The following is a 23,709-nucleotide window of genomic DNA, read 5'->3' on the forward strand; positions in this document are numbered from 1 at the left end:
CGGGAATAACTTGACCAAAAAATTGTATTAACACATTAAACTTTAAAGTTATGAAAACCAAACTAATCCTATTTCTTAATTTATTTTTTCTTGTAGGTCTTTTTTGCTTGTCGTGCAAAAAAGATTTACCGGATAATGACCGGGAACCAACCGAAGAACCGGTGGATGAAACCCCTCCGGCTAAACAGTTTGCCTTGTATGATGCCATAGCCTATCCCGGAAAACCGGATCTGACGTCCGAGGGATTATTGCCCGTATACCTCATGTATGAGGCCTCGCTGACGAAAGCTAATCCCGCTAATCCCAACCGGGCCATCCTAGATATGGATAAAGTCAATATACAGGCCGAATTAGCAGCAGAGTTTCCTCATGTGATAGTATCCACAGACATTGAAGACTGGTTTAATGACGGAAGTATCGACGAAGATGAAATGCATGATCGTTTCAAAACCATGTTTGACGTGTTTAGGGAGAAAAATTCTAATGTTATCATTGGCAACTATGGTATTGCTCCCTCTGCACTTTGTGTGTATCGGTATTATAACCGTGATAAATGGGACGACGAAACAATCATACAAAACTGGAAGGATAACAATGCAAGACGTTGGAAGTCAGTAGGAGCTTCAGATGTCATCATGCCGGTCGTATATATAGCAGAACCCGATATTGATGCCTGGATACGCGACTTGGATATCACGATAGAAGAGATCAGAAAGCATGAGGCCGATAAAAAAATAGTCGTATATATCTGGCCGCAATACTACGATAAGCCGGACAGCCCTTATCTGCGGCAAATTATTGATCCGGAGATCTGGAAACAAATGCTGGAGGCTATTTATGAGCGATGTGAGGGAGCAGTTATCTGGTCTGGGCAAACGGATGGAGAAGGAAATACGCTTCATTGGAATAATGCCGGCATTCAGGCGATATGGAATGAGACTAAGAGCTTTCTGCAAAGACATCAGGCGGATCTGGTGCAGCCTCAACCGGAACCTGATCGTATTGTGATGGACAATCCCAACAAACCGTTTAAGATATTTTCTTCTATAACCTATACGGGTACGCCGAGCCTTAACGCGTATGGCTTGCACCCTATCCGATTGGTAAAAGAGGCCGATGTCAGCTCTGGAGTTTCAAGCGGTATACAAGTGCCCGATCTCGGAAAAATAGAAACCTTGGCGCAGGGTTTGTTGCAAACGCCGCATATTCCTGTATGTTTCACAGGGGGAACCTGGATCGGCGATCGGACAAGAGACCAAGATGCCATGATCGCCCGATACGAAGCGGTCAAAAATGCCTTTAAGGGCAAAAATACACAGAATGAACTGGGGTTTGCGGCTATTGCCCCAACAAGTTTGAGCGGTTTGCGCGTATCAAATGGCAATTTTTATGTGAATACAGCGGGCTGGATGCAAAGTGCTGTGATCCCGACCCGTCCTGTGCGTGAGTATGCGGACTATTTAGTGCCGGCTTCTCACATTGTGGATGATGATATTGCTTTGTGGAAAAAGGAATTTTATCTGACGATAAAGGAGGCGAAACGCAATAATCCCGGTAAGCCTGTTTATGCTCATTTCTATACCGATTATTTTAATCAAGCTGCAAATTTTGTAGATTCCTACAATCCCATCAAAGAAGCTACTTGGGAAGCTATGTTGGAGGCTGCATTCAAAATGTGTGATGGCGTGGTGATGAGCAGTGTCGGTAGCTCAGCATGGAGTGATAGCCATGGTTTTTGGCAGGCGACTAAAAAATTTATTGAAAAATATAAAGGCAATATCGTTTTTCCGGAAGTGATCGAGGAACCGACTAATCCGGGAGGGGACGGATGGCACGTGGAGGGCAACATTCTCCAAAATGGAAGCTTTGAAGATCCCGTAGTTCCCTCGGCACTTACAGAAGCAGTCTATGGGACGACCTATCCGGCCTTATTGCATTGTGCGGGCTTTTTTGACGCAATGTCCGGAACGACAGCACCTACTGCTCCTGCTACGGCCATCGGGAAATATGTGTGGTTCGAAAGAGGTACGACCCAAACCAACTGCCGAACGTATGTTTACGATGCAAAGGGACATTCAGGAACTAAGTCTATCGCACTTCATAATGTAGGGGGGAATACATCGAACGCTACAGCGAATTCGTGGTTTTATCATAATCTGGCACAACGAATATCATTGAATGATACTAAGAAATACAAACTTTCGTTTTACGCACAGCGGGATTTTCGATATAGAAATGCTGATAATTTGGTCAACAAGCTGTATGTAGGCGTTATATCGTCTACAGGAGCCGTTGCAGCGACGAATTCTACTTATTCTACGGAAGTATCTATTCCCCAGAATGAAGACTGGAATGAAATCACGGTGACCCTGGATTTGCCGGCGATACTTTCGTTGGCAGCTAATGCGGGAAAAAGTTTTGATACCTCTGCGATCTTTATCGCTTTGCAGACAGGTTGGGATACTGTCAATCTCAAAACTTTAGAGACCATCGTATACCTGGATGATATTAGTCTGGTGGAGATGGATTAAATTTTTGTTGCCGTATCTTTTCCTTATAAACCTATGAGGGCTCGAAAACCTTATAGGTTTTTTATTGAAATGTTTTTCCCTTTTTTTTACCCTATACGGGCGTTATTTTATATTTTTCCTCTATAGAATAAGCTTTCAAAAGCAGAGGAGAGATCGATAAACCACGGAGTGCTCATAAACTTAGCGAAGCGGTCTTATTCATTCCATAAAAAGTAAACATTCATGAATAATTCTTTTTATATACAACGTAATTATATTGCAAATAAAAATGAATTTATCTAAGTTTGTTCAAAAAAAGAACCAAGATGAAATTTAATACATTATTTGTGGCAGTTGTTTGTGCCGGTACTTTGTTGAGCTCTTGTGTACACAAAACAGCACAGGAGAGGCAGTTGAAATATACGCATACGTCATTGGTAGACGGAGATGCTTTCGCTATTATTCAAAAAGTAGGTGAGACCATCCTAACGGGTACAACCCTTGCGGAGAATGCGGAAGCTTCAGGGGATGCCCAATCAAAAGAGGTTGCCTCAAAAGTGAAGGCTTTCTATACTCAATTGACACCATCTCTGGATAGCGTGGCCACAGCTTTTCATGTTGATTTCCCTATTAAGGGTATTCCGGCGGTTGAAGAAACCAAAGAACAAGCTGACACGACAGAATTTGTGTTGGAGCAGGAAGCCCAAGCCCACGGACAGGAGCATCATGTAGATTATGTACACCAGGCACAGCATGAATTGGCGGTGATCAAAGAGCAATTGACTCGTCTAGCACGTAATACAAATAAGGATTTGCAAAATTTTGCCAAAAACGTATTGCCTTCCGTGAGCGAATTGTACACACAGATCGGTGGTAAGGAAGACGCGCATGCACATCACCATTAAGAGCGGATGGCTGTCGAACCTATCATAACAGGTATTTTGTCGTATGGAATGTCCGGGAGGGTGTTCCATACGCCGTTTATAGACCAAAGTAATTTTTTTGAGCTTAGGGCTGTGGTCGAAAGAACGCAGAAGGTGGCTCATACAGATTATCCGCAGATCGTCAGTTACGATAGCGTAGAGGCCATTCTTGCGGATGATGATATAGAATTGATTATTGTCAATACGCCAAACGATACCCATTTTTCTTTTACTAAGCAGGCTTTGCTGGCAGGAAAGCATGTTTTGGTTGAAAAACCATTTACGCCTACGGTTGCCGAAGCCAGGGAATTGTTTAAGTTGAGCAGGCAAGTGGGTAAACAGGTCCTTCCGTATCACAACAGGAGATTTGACTCGGATTTTTTATCCTTGAAGTATGTTTTGGAAAAAGGTTTTGTCGGTAAACCTATCGAACTGCATTTGCGTTTCGATCGGTACAAACCGGATCTGAGTCCCAAAGTGTTCAAGGAGACCAGCAAGCGTGAAGGTAGTGGAATTTTGTATGATTTAGGCTCTCACTTGTTGGACCAGGTCATTTCGTTGTTTGGAAAACCAAAAACCATGACCAAGATACAGTCCCGTCATAGGGCACATTCTCAGGTGGATGACTATGCATCTTTGATTTTGAACTATGAGCAGGGATTAAATGTATTTATCACGGCTAGTCTCTTGGTCGCCCATCCGCAAAAGAGTTTTGTATTGCATGGTACATTAGGTAGCTATATCAAGGATCGTTGTGATGTGCAGGAGAGACAATTGTTGGAAGGGCTAAAACCTACCGACCCACTTTATGGCCTGGAAGACCCCGCTATGGAGGGATTATTGACTATTATGGAAGATGGACAGCGAGAAGATGTATCTGTGCCATCCTTCAAGGGGGACTATATGTGCCTTTTTGATGAAGTGTATAAGACAGTTCGCTTGGGAAAATCCTATTTTGTGACGGAAGAGCAGATCATAATGCAGTTAACGATACTTTCGGGTTCTAAATAAGTTAATGCTAAAATTAACTTAACAAAAAGGTAATATAGAAAGAGTATCTTTACTGTTTTTAAAGTCATACATATCATTACATAAAATAATCAACAATCGGTGAGATACGCTGCAATAGATATAGGCTCCAATGCCGTACGTCTGCTGATCGCAGATATTTTAGAAAAAAACGATAATACGATCATTTATTCAAAAAACACACTTCTACGGGTTCCTTTGCGATTGGGTGATGATGCTTTTATCGATAAGCATATTTCCGAGAGTAAGTTTCAGGATATGGTCAAGACCATGTCGGCATTTCGCAATCTCATGGACGTATATAAAGTAAGTGATTACATGGCTTGTGCTACCTCGGCTATGCGTGACGCGAAGAATGGAACAACAGTGGTAGAAGCATGCAGAAAGACTGCGGGGGTGGATATACAGATTGTAGATGGTGGGGTTGAAGCGCAGATTATTTACAATTCCTATCTCAATGGGAAGATGGACAAAAACAAAGTTTATCTCTATATAGACGTAGGGGGGGGAAGTACAGAGATTTCTCTCTTTGCCAAGGCTAATTTGGTGGCGTCAAAATCGTTCAATCTGGGTACTATCCGTATTTTGGACAATCAGGATCAACCGGAGACTTGGGATGAGATGAGACGTTGGGTAAAAGAAAAGACAAAAGGATATAAACATATCTATGGCATAGGTACGGGAGGAAACATCAATAAGCTGTCTAAACTAGCCAATGAAAAAGTGGACAAACCGATGACATATGCCAAGCTAAAAGCTTTGTATGATTACTTGAATACCTACTCGCTCAAAGACCGTATTCAGGAACTGGGATTACGTTCGGATAGGGCCGATGTCATCATTCCGGCATCAGAAATTTTCCTGGCCATCATGAAAGCAGGCCATTTGGCCAATATCGTGGCTCCGCGAGTGGGATTGGTCGACGGGATTATACAAACATTAATCGACAAAAACTTTCAGAAATAATTGCAAAATCAATTGTAGGTTTGGAAAAAAGCCCTATTTTTGTCGGACACAAGCCCAGGTGGCGAAATTGGTAGACGCACCATCTTGAGGGGGTGGCGCTCGTATGGGCGTGGCAGTTCGAATCTGCTCCTGGGCACAACGAAAAAGGCCTTTGCGAAAGCAAAGGCTTTTACATTTAGAGGGGACGCCAAGCTTGCTTGAGCGTCCCCTCTAAATGTAAAAACATGGATACGAAGTGTCCGGGCCTTTTGCCGTTGTAGCCCCACCCTCTACAGATGGCTGCGGATACTGAGTGCGGGACAGAGGGACGCAGCCAATCTGCTCTTGGATACTTCAATTATTAGAGAAGGTTTCCTACATTTTTTTAGACGCCTTCTCCTTTTAAGGAGAAACCTCAAATACCCGATCTCCATAAATTGCATAATACACAGCATTGTCGGATATCGAACGTGTATCCAGCCCTGTGAAAAGGCTGAAAGCGGGAAGGATCAGTTGATCTTTGGTCACAACATAGCAGGGAAGTCTCGCATACCGTTTGTGAGGCATCTGTATACGGATACCTGGATGGATGTGCCCGCTGATTGTCGGATGGCCATTATGGCGTGGATGATGTGAGAAGCGGATAGGGGATAATTGCAACTCATCAAAGAAGGCAAAAATTCCCCAACCCTGCAACTGTTGTAAGGAATGTCTGTCGTGGTTTCCTTTGATCAATATAAACCGTGTATTCGGAAACTGTGTGGTAAGATCTCTAAGCAAAGCCACTTCCGTGTTTGCGCCTGCGTGCATGAGATCACCGACGATAATGACCTGTTGAGGGGTATAATGTAATACCAGGTTTTGCAAACGAAACAAATCCTGCTCACTCACCGTAGTTGGTAAAGGGATACCGTTTTTCCGGAAATGTGCTGCTTTACCCAGATGTAAATCGGATAATACCAATGCATGTTCCTGAGGCCAATAAACAGCTCTTTGGTTGGTCAGCAACAGATCCTGTCCGGCAAATGAGATAAGATGTTCCGATAATTTCATTTTCTTTTTTCCTTTTCACTTTTTCCTTTATACAATGTCCGCTCCTGTAATTTTGCAATCCTTGCGGCTAGGTCTTCGCTGGATAGGGACTGCCGGAGGCTGTCCACTTTTATCGGGAAGCTCAATGGCGTGAATCCGGTTGCAAATTTAAAGATAATCCGGCTCTGATGGATACGGTCAAAGACTGCTACCAACCGTTGTTCTTCCAGCTGTTGGTTGAATACCTCAGTATAGGCCTGTCTCAGTAACAGATTGTGGGGATCGTGTTCTTCCAACACCTGGAAAATAATGCCCGATGAAGATTGCAAGGATTTATTGTTCTGTTGCTTTCCGTACATGTTCTGTATGACCATACCGGATATGACGGCTATGTCCCTAAACTTTCGTTTGGCCATTTCGGTGGAGTTGATACTGCTAACCACATCTTGCATCAGATTGTCTCGGCTAAGGATATCTTTGAGTTCTGCTTCGGTCAATTTGATTTCCGAATCGGAGAATAATTCAAATCCATAATCATTCATAGCCATCGAAAAGCTGATCGGAAACAGGCAGCTGATGCGATAGGCGATCAATGCCGACATAACTTCGTGCACCAATCGTCCTTCAAAAGGATACATAAACAAATGATATCCTTCCCGTGTTTGGATGTATTCGACTAAAAATTCATCTGTTGACGGTATATGGGAATGCTCATTTTGTCGAGCTACCAATGGATGAAGAAAACGGAGTTCCTTTTCTGTTGTGCCGGGGTGTGTGGACAAGGCTAGTTTCTGTCGGAGAAAATGGGAAAGATTGGAAGATAGGGGCAGCCTGCCGCCCAGCCAGCTCGGTGTGATTGCTCTTCCCGAAGCACTCCTGACCTGTACGGTCATTTCCTTGACGGTTACCAACTCCAAGATTCTTCCGGAGAGGACAAACTTGTCACCTTTTTTCAATTTGGAGATAAAATATTCTTCCACCATGCCCACATAGCCACCAGAGATAAATTTTACGCGCATCATAGCTTCGCTGACGATCACACCGATATTCATACGGTGCAACATGGCGATACGACGTTTTTCGACGACCATTAGCCCGTCTTTCTGTTGGGCGACTTTATGGAAGTCTTCATAGTTTCGACCGATGCTTCCCCCTTGTGTGATGAAAACGATACACCATTGCCATTCCTCTTCGTTTATTTCGGAAAATGCAAAGGTGCTTTTGATAATGGGTAACATGTCCTCCGGCTTGAATCCTCCGCCTAGCGCTATGGTGACTAAAAATTGTACCAAGACGTCAAAGGTAAGCACCATGGGCTCACGGGCTTCTATGGTCTGTGTTTTTACGGCTTCTTTCAAGGCCGACACTTCGATCAACTCTAACGAATGTGTGGGTACGAAATATATTTTGGAGACTTCGAAAGGGGAGTGACCACTTCGTCCCGCACGCTGCATGAACCGGGCTACACCTTTGCTCGATCCGATCTGGATGACGGTGTCCACGGGTTTGAAATCTACTCCGAGATCCAGAGAAGAAGTAGAGACCACGGCTTTCAGCTTGCCTTCGCTTAAGGCGTCCTCTATCCATTGGCGGATAGGACCTGCTATAGAACTGTGGTGTAGTGCGAGCTGTCCTGCAAAGTCTGGATGTGCTTCCAGCAACAATTGGTACCACATCTCGCTCTGATTGCGGGTATTCGTAAATACGATAGTGGATTTGCTTGCTAATATGATAGGAGCGACCTTATCGGCTAGTTTGCTGCCCAGGTGTCCTGCCCAGGGAAGTACTTCTACTTCGTCTGGATAAACAGGTATGATCTCTATTCGTTTTTTCTCCCGTGCCACGATTTTGGCTCTTTTCTTTTCTGTGGGCAATAGTACATCTATGGCTTGATCGAGATTGCCGATGGTAGCGGTAATCCCCCAAACGCGGAGTTGGTTGTATTGACTTTTCAAATATGCCAATGCCAGTTCTACCATGACACCACGCTTTGTTCCCAACAGTTCATGCCACTCATCCACTGCAATGCACGTTAGATTCTTGAAAAATGTTGCACGCCCTTTTTGCGCTAACAGCAGATGAAGACTTTCGGGTGTCACCAACAAGACATCCGGCATGGACCTGCTTTGGCGTTGCTTCATCTTAGCATCAGTATCGCCGTTGCGTACCTCTACGATCCAGTCCAATCCGATTTCATCTATAGCTTCCTGCATTGCTCTGGCCAGATCTTTGGCCAGTGAACGGAGGGGTGTGATCCAAAGCAGTTTCAAACCGTTTTTATGTTGCTCGGGTTGGTTCATGAAATCGATCAGCACGGCTAGGAATATGGAAAAGGTCTTTCCAAAACCTGTAGGGGCAATGACCATTCCGCTATAACCATGGGTATACTTTTTCCAGGTGTTTTCCTGAAAACCAAAAGGTGTATTGCCTCTGGACTGCATCCATTGGGTAATGCGCGTATAACCTTCTGTATGTTCGAATGTTTTGTTCAAGTTGTGTCTTATCTAATCAATTTTTTCACTTCTTCGATATCATCGATCTCTGCTACGGTTTTGTCTTTGCGCCAACGTAATATTCTCGGAAAGCGCAGGGCTACGCCAGATTTGTGGCGTGAGCTGAAACCGATCCCTTCAAAAGCGAGTTCGAATACCAATTCCGGCTTCACGGTGCGGACAGGCCCAAATTTTTCGATGGCGTGTTGACGGACGAAACGACTGACTTCCTGTATTTCTTTGTCGGTCAGTCCTGAATAGGCCTTGGCGATGGTCACGAGCTGTTCCCCGTTTTTTACGGCAAAGGTATAGTCGGTATAATACGCGCTTCGGCGTCCGCTTCCTTTTTGTGCGTAGATCAAGACGGCATCGATGGTCAACGGATCGATCTTCCATTTCCACCAATCGCCTTTTTTGCGGCCTGTATGGTAAGGGGATTGCTTGTGCTTCAACATCAGACCTTCGCTGTTGATGGCTCGTGCATGTTCTCTAACGGCTTTTAATGCTTCCCACTCCTTTACTGAAACGATTTCAGAGAGTCGTATGTAAGGCGATGGGTTCTGCCGGAGCGATTCTTCGAGTTTTGCCCGTCTATACTGTAAGGTTTTTTCACGCCAGTCCTCGCCTTGCCATTCGATCAAATCATAGACAAAAACACCTATAGGCAATTCTTCCATCATTTTCTTGGAGACTGTTTTTCGATTCAAACGTTTTTGTAATTCTGAAAAGTTAAGCACTGTGTTGTCTTTTACCACAAGTATCTCTCCGTCTATCACAAAGTCGCCCGCCCATTGCACCAAAGTATCCCTGATTTCGGGAAATTGATCGGTAATCAGTTCTTCTCCTCTTGACCAAATGAAAATTTCGCCGTTTCTTTTGATAAATTGCCCGCGAATGCCATCCCATTTATATTCGACCTGCCAATCTTCGAGAACACCTAACTCTTCTGCTTCTTTTTCCAAAGCATAGGCCAGGCAGAAGGGGTAGGGCTTGGAAAGCTGTGTGTCTGTATAATTTCCGCGTACCAATCCTTCAAAAGTGACTTCTTCCATTTTCCAGTCTCCCATGACGCTGTGCGTGACACTATTGGCATCGAGGTCATAATGTTTGGCCAAGGCATTGATAAGGGATTTGGAGGAAATACCGAGACGGAAGCTGCCGCCCAGCAATTTATTAAATATAAAACGTTCGGTGATGGACAATCCAGACCAGGCGCGCAATACAAAATCTTTCTTTTCTGTCTCGCTTTTATCGTGTAGAGCTATGATCAAGTCCATCCATTCGTATAAGGGGCGTTCGATGGTATGTGTGGGTACTGGCAAGATCAAGGCGATGGTTTCGCTCAGATCGCCGACGGATGAATAACATTCCAAAAACAGCCATTCGGGAATGCCCGATACTTCCATAGCCCATTGTTTCATCAACGTTGAGTTGATATTGCGTTTGGGACGTTTGCCGGTAAACAATGCCAACAACCATAGCTTGTCCTTTGCGTTGGCCTCGGTTAGAAAACGGTCTATAGCTTCCAATTTTTGATTGGTTTTGTTGGTGCTGTCCAGTGCATTGACTAATCGGGCGAATGTTTTCATTGCTTTGGTATTTTTCTAAAGCATACAGAAGATACGGAGATTTATTGAAAAAATGATGTCAATTTATTCTATAATGCATCATATGGTATGTAGGTATATTATTCTTCTGTACTTAGTTTGTTGTTTGTATCCTCTTCTTCGTCTTCCGTACCAAATGCTGTTTCTACCTCCTGTGCGGCTATGCCATTTTCATTGAGATATTTGGTAAAAACAGCGGTCTGACCATGCGTAATGTAGACTTGTTCGGCCTGTGTAGCTCTGACGGCTTGCAGGAGACCGTTCCAATCTGCATGGTCGCTGATAGCAAAGCCGGCATCGGCGCTTCGCCATCGACGGGCCCCACGTACCTGCATCCAACCTGAACAAATGGCTGTCGCACGGTTAGGTATCTTGTTAATGACGTTTGTGTCAGCCAGCGAAGGGGGAAGGATGACGATGCCCTTATCAAGATATTTGACATCTTCCCTCAGGTCTATCGTGTGATATTCCGGTAATTTTATACCGACACTTTCATAGGCTTGGTTCAGTTTTCCTATGGCATAGTGTACATGCAGTTTATCCACTCCTTCCAAAGCCTTCATAATGCGTTGTGCTTTGCCTAGAGAGTATCCGATGAATACCGAAGTCTTGCCTATCGATTGATTTTTCAATACCCAGTCTTGCAATTGTCGGTTGTACTCCTCCACGGACAACCAGTTGTAGATCGGTAGGCCAAACGTACTTTCGGATACAAATTCGTGGCAACGGATAGGCTCAAATGAGGTGGACAGGCCGTCGTCCTGTACTTTGTAATCTCCCGAGATGACCACGACCTTTCCTTTGTACTCCAAGCGTATCTGCGCCGACCCAATGATATGTCCTGCCGGATGAAAGGATACTTTGACACCGTTGATCGTAATGGGATTATTGTAGGTGAGCCCCTGTACCTTGATGTCTGGCGAAATACGGCTTTGGAGAATAGGGACGGTGTATTCATGGCATAGGTATCTCTTCATTCCCCAACGGGCATGATCTGCATGCCCATGGGTAATTAGTGCCATATCCACCGGTTTCCACGGGTCGATGTAGAAGTTGCCTGCTTCGCAGTAGATACCTTCGGTACGAAATCTGATCATACCCTGATACAGCAAAATTTGTACCTTAAAAATGAAAGGACATCGGGTGTCTCGGAAAGAAAGTATGGTATTATCCTTTTGGTCCTTCCGACAATCTGGCCCGAACGCATTCGGGAAAAATTTGGCGGCTTTATCTGACTTTTCGGACACACTCTGTGTAAAAATATAGTTAATTATACTTCCCGTATTGAAAAATACGCAAGAATATTGCATTTTTATACTTATGAATCATTCTAGACGGGATTTTATAAAATCAAGTAGTGTGTTGTTGGGCAGTCTCCCTTTACTGTCGTTTGAACGCGGTATTTTCGAGGACAAGACTATACGTGTAGGTCTGGTCGGTTGCGGTGGCCGGGGCAATGGAGCAGCGGTGCAGGCATTGACAGCGGATCCTCATGTCAAGATCACAGCTTTAGGAGACATTTTTGAAGATAAGTTACAGCAAGGCCTAAGTTTGTTGAGCAGAAAAGATGCTAATAGGGTAGATGTCCCGGAAAATCGACAGTTTGTAGGTTTTGACTCGTACAGGAAAGTGATCGATTCGGGTGTAGATGTGGTCTTGCTGTGTGCCCCGCCAAATTTTAGACCCGAACATCTGGACTATGCTGTACGTGCTGGCAAACATGTTTTTTGTGAAAAACCTGTCGCAGTGGATATTCCCGGATTAAAGAAAATTATGGAGAGTATCGCCTTGTCCAAGACAAAGTCCATTAACGTGGTGTCGGGTTTTTGCTTTCGTTATTCCAAGCCGAACCGAGAGATTGTTTCTCGTATCCATCAGGGGGACATAGGCGAGGTTAAATCTATTACCACTTTTCGCTATGGTGGTGAACCTACCCATAAGGAAAGACAGGCCAACTGGTCAGAGTTGGAGTATCAGCTGCGAAACTGGTATTATTATCAGCGGTATGCTTCGGACATGATCGTCGAACAGTCCATACACTCTATAGACTATATGAATTGGATATTGGGCAATAAGCTACCCGTTTCTGTCAGTGCCACCGGTGGTCGGCAAAGTAGGCCTTGGGATCGTCTGGGCAATGCTTATGATCATTTTGCTGTTGAGTTTGATTATGGTAATGGTCTGAAAGGTGTCCATTTTTGCCGTCAACAGAGTGGAACCGAACCGCGGAACTCGGTAGAGGTCATAGGGACATCCGGTTACTCGGAGGTCAATATCATGCGAAATTATACTATTGAAGGGGCAAAACCTTATACCTATAGCGATCCCATCAATAACATGTACCAAACCCAGCACGATGAATTGTTTGCCGCTATCCGGCAAGGGCAGGTTATCAATGATGGTGATTTTATGGTCAATTCTACTTTACTGGCAATATGGGCAAAATTGTCGGCCTATTCGGGACAGCGGCTTACGCTGGAACAGGTCATGGCGTCCGAAGAAGAGTTGGGGCCAGATTCGGATAGCTACCATTGGGAAATGGAGCCGGATACTTTGCCGATTGTGAGACCGGGATTGAAGAGTTTTGTATAAAATAGAGTGATAATAGTTATGTAGGTTATGATGGTGATGAAGCTATGAACAAATATCACTTTCATAACCTTCTTCACTTCCATAACTCACATAACTTTTAAAACAAATATGTCTAAAATCAAGATTCTGGTTGTGGGTTGTGGCAATATGGGGGCATCCCATGCTTATGCCTATCACCATCTGGAAGATTTCGAAATCGTGGGATTGGTTTCCCGCGGATCGAGCAAGGAGGCTCTCCAACAGAAGTTGGGAGCGGCTTATCCCTTGTTTGGTGATTATCATGAAGCACTGCTACAGACCCGACCGGATGCGGTTTGTATTTCGACCTATCCGGATACACACGAGGACTACGCCATTGCGGCATTTGAACATGGGGCACATGTTTTTATCGAAAAACCTTTGGCCGATACGGTATCGGGAGCGCAGCGTGTCGTGGATGCGGCCATGCGGGCAAACAAGAAACTTGTGGTAGGTTATATCCTTCGCCATCATCCATCTTGGATCCGATTTATCGAAGAGGGTAGAAAAATGGGTACACCTCTGGTATTCAGAATGAACTTAAACCAACAGAGCCGGGGAAGGATGTGGGAGGTACATCGTAGTTTGATGGAGAGTTGTAGTCCTATAGTGGACTGTGGTGTGCATTATATCGATGTCATGTGTCAGATGACGGATGCCAAGCCCGTTAGTGTATCGGCCATTGGGGCCCGATTGACAGATGCTATTCCTTCGAACAATTATAATTATGGGCAATTGCAGATACGCTTTGCCGATGGGAGTGTAGGATGGTACGAAGCCGGATGGGGACCTATGGTGAGTGAGACAGCCTTTTTCATAAAAGATGTATTTGGACCGAAGGGAGCGGTTTCTATTGTGGCAAAAGAAGCTTCAAGGATCGGAAATTCGGATGATGTGGAAGCACATACGAAGACGGAAGCCATACGTATACACCATGCGGACATCGATGGGGACAATCAGTTTATCCAATCCGACGAGTGGATCGATCTGCAGGATGAACCGGACCACAACGAGCTTTGTAAGAGAGAGCAGGAGTTTTTTCTGCAAGCAATCCGTCAAGATTTGGATTTGGCAAAATCAATGCAGGATGCGTTGAATAGCTTGGAGATTGCTTTGGCTTGTGATACAGCAGTAAAAACAGGGGAAATCGTAAGATTAGGAGATAAGGTACGAAAAAAGTCCTGAAACGGGGAGTCTCAGGACTTTTTAACCAAACCAATTATTAACCTATAATTATGAAATTATTACCTTTAAAACGCCGCCTATCCGGAGATAGTATATTTGTAAGGAATTTTTAACGTTTTTTAACAATTTAAAACAATCCAAACATTTCCGACTCTATTTTCTGGATAATAGTTCCCAGATCTTCGGGATTATTGGCAAAATCTAGGTTGTCCTTGTCCAATACCAACAATTTACCATCTTTGTAATTGCTGATCCACTTTTCGTATTTTTCGTTCAGTTTGGACAGGTAGTCCAAACGAATGGCGGCCTCATAATCCCTGCCCCGTACTTGTATATTATGGACCAATGTAGGGACAGAAGCACGGAGGTATATCAAGAGATCCGGTGGTTTGATATAGTGGATAATGCTTTGAAAGATACCGCTGTAATTTTCAAAATCCCGTGCACTCATCAATCCCATGTCGTACAGGTTTTCCGCAAAGATGTAGGCGTCCTCGTATATCGTCCTGTCCTGAATCATGTTGATCTCTTTGTTTTGCAGTTCTATGATATGCTTGAAACGACTGTTCAAAAAGAAGATTTGCAGATTGAAAGCCCATCGTTTCATATCACTGTAGAAATCCTCCAGATACGGATTGTTTTCTACAGCTTCAAATTGAGGTTCGTAACCTAGATGTTGTGCCAATAGTTGTGTCAAGGTCGTTTTGCCGGCTCCGATATTTCCTACTATAGCTATATGCATTTCCTAAATTTAAAAGTTATCAGTTATCAGTCGTCAGTGTTCAGTTCATTGTCCTCTGTCCACTCTCCATTGTCAATTGTCCATTGCTTAATACAATTTTTTCAGTCCGATGATCTCTCTTACTTCACGAATGGTTTTTTGTGCACTGGCCTGTGCTTTTTCTGCCCCCATGCGGACTACTTTTTGGATATAGGCATCATCTTTCGAGATATCTTCGATACGTGAACGTACCGGATCTGTAGCGAGTACCATATCTTCGGCCAATTGTTTTTTAAAATCACCATACCGTATCTCACACCTGTTGTACAGATCTTCAAAATGTGCTAATGTATCTGCCGTAGAAACGACTTTCATGAGATCAAACAGGTTTTGGATCGCTTCGGGCTTAGTCTGATTGCGTTCTGTAGGTCCAGAATCGGATACGGCACGCATGATCTTCTTGCGGATCACTTCCGGTGTGTCCGAGAGGTAAATACAGTCGGCCTCTCCATTCGATTTTCCCATCTTTCCTTGTCCGGAGAGTCCCGGCACTTTGACTAGCTTGTCCGAATAGGTGAAGGCAAAGGCTTCTTTGAAATAATCTACCTGGTACAAATGGTTGAAGCGATTGCCGAAGGTACGGGTCATTTCGAGGTGCTGCTCCTGGTCTTTGCCTACGGGGACTTTGGTACCGTGATGGATCAAGATATCACAGGCCATCAGCACGGGGTAGGTCAGCAATCCTGCATTGACATTATTGGGATTGGCTCGTATTTTGTCTTTGAACGACGTAGACCTCTCCAATTCACCGAGATAAGCGTTCATGTTCATGTACAGGTATAGTTCAGCGACTTCGGGAACATCCGATTGGATATAGATCGTTGACTTTTCGGGGTCTATGCCTGCCGCGAGGTATTCGACCACGACATTACGTACTGTGGATTGTAGATCTTGTGGTGTGGGGTGTGTGGTCAACGAATGCAGGTCTGCTATAAAAAAGAAGCAGTTGTATTCATTTTGCATCTTTACAAAATTGCTTAACGCTCCATAATAATTTCCTAAATGTAATTTTCCGGTACTTCTGATACCACTAACAACTGTTTCCATACAAGGGCGAATTTAAGGATTTATTTGGTTATTTTCTGATTTGCGGCAAGTTTTTGACCGGAGGAGATTGGCTTGCGGTAATTGGTGTTATTCCTAAAGTAGAAAAGCCGCTATTATGTTAATAGCGGCTTTCCTTGTGTTCCCGGCGGGGGTCGAACCCACATCGTCAGAACCGGAATCTGAAATTCTATCCATTGAACTACGGGAACAGTTCCGCAAAAATATAACTTTTACGCGAAACTCAAACTACTTTTTTTCTTAATGCCCGTGATCTCCATCGACAAAATGTGCTTCGAACTTCAAGTCCAGATCATTAGATCCTGTAAACTTGGTGAAGTCGGTATTGGACCAATCTGTTGCAGGGTCGATGTTAGCCTTGACACCATTGTTGAGATGGCGCATGATATACCTTAAGGTAAACGATTCCGTCTCCTTTGTGACGGTGAGATATCCCGTTACGCCTACAGATACATTGGTGCCGTCTTCTTTTTTATCCTTATACACGATTTCTGCCGCGCCTTCGGGAATACCTAGTATAAAAACAAAGTGATTATCTGCTTTTTCTACAAAAGTTTGTTGTGTCTCACGAGCGGCAAAGTCGGTTGCGACAAGCTGAAAACGATATGTTTTCCCCTTATCGAGGTGAACATGGGCTCCTACAGGGGGAAGCATTTGTGTGCCCGAAAATTCGATGGTTTCCGTTTCGGGATCGTCTATATCTTTGTAATGGTAATGATCATCGTGCGCTTCACGCTCCACTTCGGTAAAGGTGATCTTTGCGCCGCCTACTTCCTCTTGGTCCAGTTCTGGGGTCGGATCATCTTTTGTACATGAAGTGATGTTGAAGACGAATAATAAGGCTATGGTAAAATAAAATGTATTTTTCATGAGAATAAATTGTATATTTTTTTAAAAACTGTAGTTGATTTTGAATGAAATGTTTCTTCCGGGTGCATGTGCATAATATCTGAACCGATCCATGTAGTCCTTGTAAGGTGTATTTAGGAGGTTCTCCACACCAAGCTGACATATCAACCCATGTCGTTGTAGCGTGAAACCATAAGAACCTAGTACGCCGAGCAGGTGATAGGATGGGGGTGGAGAGACATAGTCCGATCCCTCTTCGTATCGATCCTGCTTAGCAACAAACAGATGGTTGACTTTTACATAAGCTTTCCCGTTGAAACGGTATTGTAAGGACTGTTGAACACGATCTGAAGGCATATAAGGCAGATAGGTGCGATCGGTACTATGAACGCCTCGTACGGTAGAATAATTGACTTGGTACCCCCAATTTTTGTTCCACGACATACTCACCTGTAGATCTGCGCCGGATAGGAATGCGTCTGCCTGTTTGTATTGGAAGAGCGGGAATGTGCCTCTGATGGTTTGTCTTACAGAGTCCGGGTTGGGTTGTGCATAGATGTAGTCCCGGATCGGTTGTACATAGATATCCGCATTTGCTTTGAGCCATGTGTTGCCAAAGTTGAGTGTATTGATCCATTTCAATCCCTTTTCGCTTTTGAGATTAGGATCACCGACTTCGTAAGTGGCTGTGCCGTGATGCAGACCATCGCTGTACAGCTCGTTTGCTGAGGGGGCACGCCAGGCTAGTCCGAAATTGCTCTTCCAATACCAATTTGTACTGAATGGAACTGTCAGACCAGCGATTCCGGAGAGATTGTGAAAATGTTTTTGACCTTCCAATAGATATTGTTGCACGGATCCATCAGCATTCGGATGTGCATAGTCATAACGATACCCTGCCACATCAAAATATTTGTAGTCGTACCTTAACCCCACTTCCAGGACTTTTGTTGCAAAGAAATATTTCTGCAAACCAAAAAGCGCAATCGTATGATTATCAAAATTAGGGATAATAGGTGTTGTGCCGGTTCCTGGGGTGTTGTTATTGACCTGTAGAGAACCTGCTAACCCGACTGTAGTTTGTTGCGTATTCCACAGAACTTCTAGTGCTTGCGTGGTCAATACCATATCTGCCATAGGTACATCGTCACTTTGTACACGCCGCAAGTCATACTCCTTACGATGGTTTTGTTGCAGGCTATATGTTGCTTCTATGTCAACTCCCGGCTTCCATGTTTGTTTCCAACTGATTTTGGCCAGGTCATGGGTAGTTTTCTGTCTGGGTGATTCGATACGATATGAAAAATCATATTCTTCGAATGGCCTCCCATGTGCGATACGGGCCAGGATATCTTCCTTCGAACCGATATGTGAACCTGCAAATACGCCGAGCTCTGTACCAAAATGGCTGAGATACATTTCCCATTGGTTTTTGCCGCTTTGGTATTGTAACAAGGTGTTGAAGTTCAGTTCTTCTACACCTGTATTCCCTAGATAGTACAAAGCTGATTTTGTATTGCCACCCTGTTTTTTTGTCGCACCCAAGCGATAAGCAAATTTACCTATCCCGCCTTCCAACCGTGTGTTGACCAACAGCGATTTGCCATTGGATTGCCCCACCATATTGATGTTTCCGCTCAACAATTTTTCGGAGTTGATAGAAGATGGGTTGATCGATACTACCCCAGCCAGTGCATCGGGGCCATAGCGTACGGCATCTGCATTTTTGATGACTGTGATTTCGTCTCCCGAGAAAGGATCTATTTCGGGCGCGTGGTCCAATCCCCATTGTTGACTTTCATGCCTTATCTGATGATTGACTAATAGCACACGGGTGCCGTAAAGCCCATTCAGTACAGGTTTGGCGATGTTGCTACCTGTCTTTAGTATGCTGACACCGGCAATGTCCGTCAGTACTTCTGCCAGGTTTTTGCCTTGACTTTCGAGGCGTTGCTGTGCAGTCAACAGATGTGTACTGCTGCTATGTCGCAACTGGCTGTTGCCCACCACCTCCACGCTGTCGATATGACGTAGGACAGGTAGCACCTTGAGGGTGATTGTGGTATCTTGAATTAGGTTGACTTCCGTTTCCATTGTGCTGTATCCGCTGTGTGTCACGAGGATGCGATACGTGCCCCTGCAAAGATTGGAGATCGTCACGATGCCCCGATGGTTCGAAAACCAGGTCGAAGAACCGATCTCAATACGGGCATTTTCCAATCGAATACCCTTTTCCTCATCGACAATATGACAGGAAAACGCAATATTGCAAGAGCGACTTTGTCCCCATGACCAGATTGACAACAGAAGAAAGAGTAGGATCGCTCCGGGTTTCTTCATAAAATATCAATATATGTGACATGTGTTGGATCTGATATCAAACCATGTGGGGAGGATCTTTGTTGGAAGGGAAATGTATATATAGGTAATCGTATTGTAAATCTATTTTTTCATTCCAAGGGATGAAAAAAGGTTTTTCGAATACGTTGATATGAGTCTGCGCAAATGGTATGTCAGCTATGCCGTTTTGTAGGAAGAAACAAATCGAACAATGTTCCTCATCGTGGTGCGAATCGTGGATATGTATGGTACAGCTGTCATCTGCTGCATGATCGTGCGTATGCCATAGCACAGCACCACTCGTCCATAGATACAGGATAGCGAGCAGTCGAACCAAATGACACTGTACAGCTTTCATTCCTGCAAAGTTATTATAAATGCAACAGAGTAGCAAATAAAACTGAACTTTGTTGCATTTTGAGGCGACGGTTTGGGAGACAATCTCCTTATTCTACGACCTCGGATGATACTGCGTAATCACTGATTGAAGGTAGTCATTGTCAATGTGTGTGTATATTTCGGTAGTCGTAATGCTTTCGTGGCCGAGCATTTCCTGTACGGCGCGCAGATCTGCTCCGCCTTCGACCAGATGGGAGGCGAAGCTATGTCTAAAAGTATGGGGACTTACGCTTTTGTTGAGGTTGATTTTTTTGGCCAGATCCTTGATGATGATGAAGACCATCACGCGGGAGAGGGAGGAACCCCGTCTATTGAGAAACACAAAATCCTCCTGGCCAGGCTTGATTGTCTGATGTATGCGGACTTCATGTATGTATATTTTGAGGTATTTGGCGGCTTCGCCACCTATGGGGATCAGCCGTTCTTTGCTTCCTTTGCCTTCGACCTTGATGAAATCTATTTCAAGAAAAAGATTGGAAAGTTTTAAGTTGGTCAGTTCGGATACCCGCAGGCCGCACCCGTACAATACCTCCAGCATAGCTTTGTTGCGCATCCCTTCCGGAGAGGACAGATCTATGGACTGTATCAGGCTGTCGATCTCATGGACACTGAGCACATCAGGAAGGTTGCGGGGGAGCCGCGGAGCCTCGATGAGTTCGGCTGGGTTGTGAGAGAGACCATGTTCCAGTTGCATGAAACTGAAAAATACCTTAATGCCGGACAGCAATCTGGCCTGCGTAAAAGGGGAGATGCCAAAGCCATTCATCCACATCAAAAAGTCCCGGATATGTTCCGAAGTCAGTTCTTCGATGGTCAGATTACGTTCTTCACTATAGGTTTGCAACTTGCGTACATCGTTGAGATAAGCTTGGACAGAGTTGGGGGATAGGTTTCTCTCCAATTCTAAATATCGCTTGAAATATAGAATAAAATTAGGCCACATGCGGTTTTTAGTGTATGAATTGTAATTTTTTTATCATTATACAGAAAAATCGAATATTAATATATTACTTTGTCCAAATAACTATTATCAGTTTGATATGAATGTATTGAAACCTTTGATGGCCGCCTTTCTATTGCCGGCGACCTTTGCACCATCCGATGCAAAAAATCTAAACAAAGCTACTATATTGCCGCAAGTCCGAGAAATTTTAATGCAAGATACATTAAAATGGGATGTACCGTTACCTTTTGACCAAGATGTTGTCGTAGGAGAACTGAAAAACGGGTTTAGGTATTATATTCGTAAAAACAATGAGCCGGAGAAAAGGGTGACCATGTATTTGGGCATGAAAGTGGGTTCGATCCTGGAGACAGAAGAAGAAGTCGGTCTGGCCCATTTTATGGAGCACATGAACTTCAACGGATTGAAACATTTTCCCAAGAATGAACTGATCAACTATCTACAAAAGGCCGGTGTGCGATTTGGATCCGACCTCAATGCTTATACGGGGTTTGACCAGACCGTGTATCAATTGCCCATTCCATCCGACGACCCTGAATTGTTGAGAAATGGATTACAGGTCATGCGGGATTGGGCGCAGGATGCACTCTTGACCACTGAAGAGATCGACAAAGAAAGAGGCGTGATCCTGGAGGAAATGCGTGGGGGAAGAGGAGCAAGGCAACGTATGCAGGACAAATTTTTGCCTGTGCTTCTCAATCAGTCCTTGTACGCTAAGAGACTGCCGATCGGAACAGAGGAGAATATTACGAATTTCCATCCGGATGTGATCCGCAAATTTCACGAAAAATGGTATAGACCAGATCTGCAATCTCTCATTATCGTAGGGGATATTGATCCGCAAGAAATGGAAAAAGAAGTAGTGCGTTTGTTTTCCGACATGAATGTACCTGCTAATCCGGTCAAAAGAGAAGAGTTTAAGGTGAATCTGACCAACAAGAACCAATATTTGGTCGTGACAGATCCCGAAATGCCATCGACCGTAGGGCAGATTATCATCAAGTATCCCGAAGAGAATATCAAAACTGTAAAGGACTATAGACATAGCCAGCTAAAGAGCGTGTTTACACAAATCATCAATGGGCGACTCAGTGAGCTCGCCCAAACACCAGAAGCTCCTTTTCTGCAATCTTCCGTCGGTTTTAGCTCGCTGTTTGGTGGGTTGGATAATCTGACAGCTTACTTTGCCGCTAAGCCGGGACAGGTTGAAGAAGGTTTTAAAGCTCTTTTCCGAGAGTTGGATCGAATCCAAAAATTTGGTGTGACCCAGACGGAGTTTGATCGTGCTATTGCTACGTTACAAAAAAGAAACGAAACTTCTTATATAGAACGTGACAAGCGAAAGTCGGATAGCTATGTACAAACTTACTTGAACAATTTCCTCGAGGAGGCACCTGTATTGGGCAATGAGGATCGTTATAGGTTGGTAAAGCAGCTTTTGCCCACATTGACCCTAAGCGAAGTCAATGCAATCATTCGCAGATATTATGTGGACAACAACCGGGATATCATCATATTGGGGCCGGAAAAAGATAAGGATACCTTACCGACAGAGGCTAAGGTAAACGCATGGCTGCAAGAAGTAGATAACGAACAGCTTTCGGCTTACGAAGACAAAGTTTCCGAATTACCGCTATTGGCTGGTCAACCCCAAAAAGGCAGTATAAAATCAAGTAAGGAAATAAATGGTATCGATACCAAAGAACTCATGTTGAGCAACGGAGTAAAGGTATTGCTCAAGCCTACGACATTCAAGAATGATCAGGTCTTGATCAGTGCAAGTAGTCCCGGAGGAACATCCTTGTATCCAGATGCGGATTATATGTCGGCTTCGAACGCAGCTTCATTGGTCAATAGTAGCGGATTAGGACAGCTTAATGCCGTCGAGATACGTAAATATTTGACGGGTAAACAAGTCAATATATCACCCTATATTTCCGAACGTTCGGAGGGACTGTCCGGAAGTAGTGACAAAGATGGGTTGAAAACAGCCTTTGAAATGATTTATGGGTATTTTACGGAGCCGAGATTGGACGAAGATATCTTCAAGAATACAATCTCTCGTGTCGTGTCCTCTATGGAAAACCGGGACAATGATCCACAGTTTGTTTTTGGTGATCAGGTCGCACGTAGTCTATATAAGGATAACATCAGACGTGTGCCGGCGACGGTGGATGCGGTCAAAAGCATTGACAGGGACCGTGCATTGGAGATTTACAAGGAGCGGTTTGCGGATGCTTCTGATTTTACATTTACCATTGTCGGATCGTTTACCGAGGAAGAAATCAAACCTTATCTGGAAGAGTACCTGGCAGCCTTGCCGACATTGAACCGAAAAGATCAGGCAAAGGATCTGGGTATTGTCGAGCCTGCAAAGGGATTTGAGAAAGTCGTGCACAAAGGCAAAGAAGCTAAGGTTACTGTACAACTCCGATATTATGGAGATTACGATTATTCGGAAGCGGAAAATCTAAAATTTGATGCCTTGGAAAGTGTATTGAGTCTTAAGCTTTTGGAAAGATTGCGTGAAGAGGAAAGTGGTGTGTATGGTGTAGGGGCCAGAGGAAGTTCGAGCAAATTTCCCAAAGGACGGTATAGCTTTATGATCGGCTTTGGTACAAGTCCCGAAAAATACCAGTCCTTGATACAATCTGCATTGGAAGAGGTCGAAAAGATAAAGAAAAACGGACCTGAACAGTTGGATCTGGACAAATTTATCATTGAGCAGAAACGTCAACTGGAAGTACAGATAAGAGAGAATGGTTTTTGGATGGGACAGATAGCTGGGGCGTATCAAAACGACGAAGATCCGACCTATATCCTGCGTTACGTGGATGAGCTGGGAAAATTGACCGTAGATTCGGTCAAGGAAGTGGCCAACAAATATCTGAAATCGGATCGATTGTTTAAATTTATTCTTCTTCCGGAGGAAGCGAAATAATTTCAAAATTGCTATTCACAGACCTGACAGGCATTAA

At 44.2% G+C, this 23,709-nt stretch carries 17 protein-coding genes and 2 tRNA genes; 8 read left to right on the forward strand and 11 right to left on the reverse strand.

Annotation, left to right across the window (positions count from 1 at the left end):
- Nucleotides 1-50: 50 nt before the first annotated feature.
- The 5 genes from G5B00_RS11095 (at nucleotide 51) to G5B00_RS11115 (ending at nucleotide 5,564) form a co-directional block, all read left to right on the forward strand.
- On the forward strand, nucleotides 51-2,531 hold the full coding sequence (locus tag G5B00_RS11095; protein WP_163875019.1) for a hypothetical protein: 2,481 nt from the start codon (nucleotides 51-53) through the stop codon (nucleotides 2,529-2,531).
- A gap of 305 nt (nucleotides 2,532-2,836) precedes the next feature.
- Nucleotides 2,837-3,415 (forward strand): hypothetical protein, encoded by a 579-nt coding sequence (locus tag G5B00_RS11100; RefSeq protein WP_163875022.1) that lies wholly within the window; start codon nucleotides 2,837-2,839, stop codon nucleotides 3,413-3,415.
- 6 nt (nucleotides 3,416-3,421) lie between these two features.
- Complete coding sequence (locus tag G5B00_RS11105; protein WP_163875025.1) at nucleotides 3,422-4,444, forward strand: Gfo/Idh/MocA family oxidoreductase; 1,023 nt, start codon at nucleotides 3,422-3,424, stop codon at nucleotides 4,442-4,444.
- A 99-nt stretch (nucleotides 4,445-4,543) separates the two neighbouring features.
- Nucleotides 4,544-5,428 (forward strand): exopolyphosphatase, encoded by an 885-nt coding sequence (locus G5B00_RS11110; protein WP_163875028.1) that lies wholly within the window; start codon nucleotides 4,544-4,546, stop codon nucleotides 5,426-5,428.
- Between the two features lie 52 nt (nucleotides 5,429-5,480).
- Nucleotides 5,481-5,564, forward strand: a tRNA-Leu gene (locus G5B00_RS11115).
- 245 nt (nucleotides 5,565-5,809) lie between these two features.
- On the opposite strand, the gene pdeM is transcribed toward G5B00_RS11115, so the two are convergent.
- The 4 genes from pdeM to G5B00_RS11135 form a co-directional block, all read right to left on the reverse strand.
- Nucleotides 5,810-6,460 carry a ligase-associated DNA damage response endonuclease PdeM gene (pdeM, locus tag G5B00_RS11120; RefSeq protein WP_163875031.1) on the reverse strand — a complete coding sequence of 217 codons (651 nt, stop codon included), beginning with the start codon at nucleotides 6,458-6,460 and terminating at the stop codon, nucleotides 5,810-5,812.
- On the reverse strand, nucleotides 6,457-8,931 hold the full coding sequence (locus tag G5B00_RS11125) for a ligase-associated DNA damage response DEXH box helicase (protein ID WP_240894464.1): 2,475 nt from the start codon (nucleotides 8,929-8,931) through the stop codon (nucleotides 6,457-6,459). The genes pdeM and G5B00_RS11125 overlap by 4 nt, the downstream gene beginning before the upstream one ends.
- 8 nt (nucleotides 8,932-8,939) lie before the next feature.
- The gene (locus G5B00_RS11130) at nucleotides 8,940-10,520 is read right to left on the reverse strand and encodes an ATP-dependent DNA ligase (RefSeq protein ID WP_163875033.1); all 1,581 of its coding nucleotides are present in this window, start codon (nucleotides 10,518-10,520) and stop codon (nucleotides 8,940-8,942) included.
- A gap of 98 nt (nucleotides 10,521-10,618) precedes the next feature.
- Nucleotides 10,619-11,635, reverse strand: coding sequence for a ligase-associated DNA damage response exonuclease (locus G5B00_RS11135; RefSeq protein WP_163875036.1), 1,017 nt, complete (start codon nucleotides 11,633-11,635; stop codon nucleotides 10,619-10,621).
- Between the two features lie 223 nt (nucleotides 11,636-11,858).
- On the opposite strand from G5B00_RS11135, the gene G5B00_RS11140 reads away from it, so the two are divergent.
- Together G5B00_RS11140 and G5B00_RS11145 are read left to right on the forward strand one after the other, a co-directional pair.
- Nucleotides 11,859-13,130: a Gfo/Idh/MocA family protein gene (locus tag G5B00_RS11140; RefSeq protein WP_163875039.1), complete on the forward strand. Its 1,272-nt coding sequence runs from the start codon at nucleotides 11,859-11,861 to the stop codon at nucleotides 13,128-13,130.
- Nucleotides 13,131-13,238: 108 nt separating this feature from the next.
- Nucleotides 13,239-14,333, forward strand: coding sequence for a Gfo/Idh/MocA family protein (locus tag G5B00_RS11145; RefSeq protein WP_163875041.1), 1,095 nt, complete (start codon nucleotides 13,239-13,241; stop codon nucleotides 14,331-14,333).
- Nucleotides 14,334-14,460: 127 nt separating this feature from the next.
- On the opposite strand, the gene G5B00_RS11150 is transcribed toward G5B00_RS11145, so the two are convergent.
- The 7 genes from G5B00_RS11150 to xerD form a co-directional block, all read right to left on the reverse strand.
- A complete protein-coding gene (locus tag G5B00_RS11150; RefSeq protein WP_163875044.1) occupies nucleotides 14,461-15,075 on the reverse strand; it encodes a deoxynucleoside kinase in 615 nt (204 codons plus the stop codon).
- A gap of 87 nt (nucleotides 15,076-15,162) precedes the next feature.
- Nucleotides 15,163-16,161 (reverse strand): tryptophan--tRNA ligase, encoded by a 999-nt coding sequence (gene trpS, locus G5B00_RS11155; protein ID WP_163875047.1) that lies wholly within the window; start codon nucleotides 16,159-16,161, stop codon nucleotides 15,163-15,165.
- A gap of 137 nt (nucleotides 16,162-16,298) precedes the next feature.
- A tRNA-Arg gene (locus tag G5B00_RS11160) sits at nucleotides 16,299-16,370 on the reverse strand.
- A 49-nt stretch (nucleotides 16,371-16,419) separates the two neighbouring features.
- Nucleotides 16,420-17,049: a hypothetical protein gene (locus G5B00_RS11165; protein WP_163875050.1), complete on the reverse strand. Its 630-nt coding sequence runs from the start codon at nucleotides 17,047-17,049 to the stop codon at nucleotides 16,420-16,422.
- Nucleotides 17,050-17,070: 21 nt separating this feature from the next.
- Nucleotides 17,071-19,368 carry a TonB-dependent receptor domain-containing protein gene (locus tag G5B00_RS11170; protein ID WP_163875053.1) on the reverse strand — a complete coding sequence of 766 codons (2,298 nt, stop codon included), beginning with the start codon at nucleotides 19,366-19,368 and terminating at the stop codon, nucleotides 17,071-17,073.
- 37 nt (nucleotides 19,369-19,405) lie between these two features.
- A complete protein-coding gene (locus tag G5B00_RS11175; RefSeq protein ID WP_163875056.1) occupies nucleotides 19,406-19,726 on the reverse strand; it encodes a hypothetical protein in 321 nt (106 codons plus the stop codon).
- Between the two features lie 93 nt (nucleotides 19,727-19,819).
- Nucleotides 19,820-20,710 carry a site-specific tyrosine recombinase XerD gene (gene xerD, locus G5B00_RS11180; protein ID WP_163875059.1) on the reverse strand — a complete coding sequence of 297 codons (891 nt, stop codon included), beginning with the start codon at nucleotides 20,708-20,710 and terminating at the stop codon, nucleotides 19,820-19,822.
- A gap of 97 nt (nucleotides 20,711-20,807) precedes the next feature.
- Here xerD and G5B00_RS11185 point away from each other — a divergent pair, with 97 nt between their 5' ends.
- Nucleotides 20,808-23,672 (forward strand): M16 family metallopeptidase, encoded by a 2,865-nt coding sequence (locus tag G5B00_RS11185; protein ID WP_163875062.1) that lies wholly within the window; start codon nucleotides 20,808-20,810, stop codon nucleotides 23,670-23,672.
- Nucleotides 23,673-23,709: the final 37 nt, after the last annotated feature.

Source organism: Parapedobacter sp. SGR-10 (assembly GCF_011030405.1).
Classification (GTDB): domain Bacteria; phylum Bacteroidota; class Bacteroidia; order Sphingobacteriales; family Sphingobacteriaceae; genus Sphingobacterium.

What these genes read in the sequence shown, in the direction of transcription:
- G5B00_RS11135 (WP_163875036.1), bottom strand. Translation starts at nt 11,635, where the DNA reads ATGATCAGATTTCGTACCGAAGGTATCTACTGCGAAGCAGGCAACTTC.
- G5B00_RS11165 (WP_163875050.1), bottom strand. Translation starts at nt 17,049, where the DNA reads ATGAAAAATACATTTTATTTTACCATAGCCTTATTATTCGTCTTCAAC.
- G5B00_RS11095 (WP_163875019.1), top strand. Translation starts at nt 51, where the DNA reads ATGAAAACCAAACTAATCCTATTTCTTAATTTATTTTTTCTTGTAGGT.
- G5B00_RS11185 (WP_163875062.1), top strand. Translation starts at nt 20,808, where the DNA reads ATGAATGTATTGAAACCTTTGATGGCCGCCTTTCTATTGCCGGCGACC.
- trpS (WP_163875047.1), bottom strand. Translation starts at nt 16,161, where the DNA reads ATGGAAACAGTTGTTAGTGGTATCAGAAGTACCGGAAAATTACATTTA.
- xerD (WP_163875059.1), bottom strand. Translation starts at nt 20,710, where the DNA reads ATGTGGCCTAATTTTATTCTATATTTCAAGCGATATTTAGAATTGGAG.
- G5B00_RS11130 (WP_163875033.1), bottom strand. Translation starts at nt 10,520, where the DNA reads ATGAAAACATTCGCCCGATTAGTCAATGCACTGGACAGCACCAACAAA.
- G5B00_RS11145 (WP_163875041.1), top strand. Translation starts at nt 13,239, where the DNA reads ATGTCTAAAATCAAGATTCTGGTTGTGGGTTGTGGCAATATGGGGGCA.
- G5B00_RS11140 (WP_163875039.1), top strand. Translation starts at nt 11,859, where the DNA reads ATGAATCATTCTAGACGGGATTTTATAAAATCAAGTAGTGTGTTGTTG.
- G5B00_RS11150 (WP_163875044.1), bottom strand. Translation starts at nt 15,075, where the DNA reads ATGCATATAGCTATAGTAGGAAATATCGGAGCCGGCAAAACGACCTTG.
- G5B00_RS11175 (WP_163875056.1), bottom strand. Translation starts at nt 19,726, where the DNA reads ATGAAAGCTGTACAGTGTCATTTGGTTCGACTGCTCGCTATCCTGTAT.
- G5B00_RS11100 (WP_163875022.1), top strand. Translation starts at nt 2,837, where the DNA reads ATGAAATTTAATACATTATTTGTGGCAGTTGTTTGTGCCGGTACTTTG.
- pdeM (WP_163875031.1), bottom strand. Translation starts at nt 6,460, where the DNA reads ATGAAATTATCGGAACATCTTATCTCATTTGCCGGACAGGATCTGTTG.
- G5B00_RS11170 (WP_163875053.1), bottom strand. Translation starts at nt 19,368, where the DNA reads ATGAAGAAACCCGGAGCGATCCTACTCTTTCTTCTGTTGTCAATCTGG.
- G5B00_RS11105 (WP_163875025.1), top strand. Translation starts at nt 3,422, where the DNA reads ATGGCTGTCGAACCTATCATAACAGGTATTTTGTCGTATGGAATGTCC.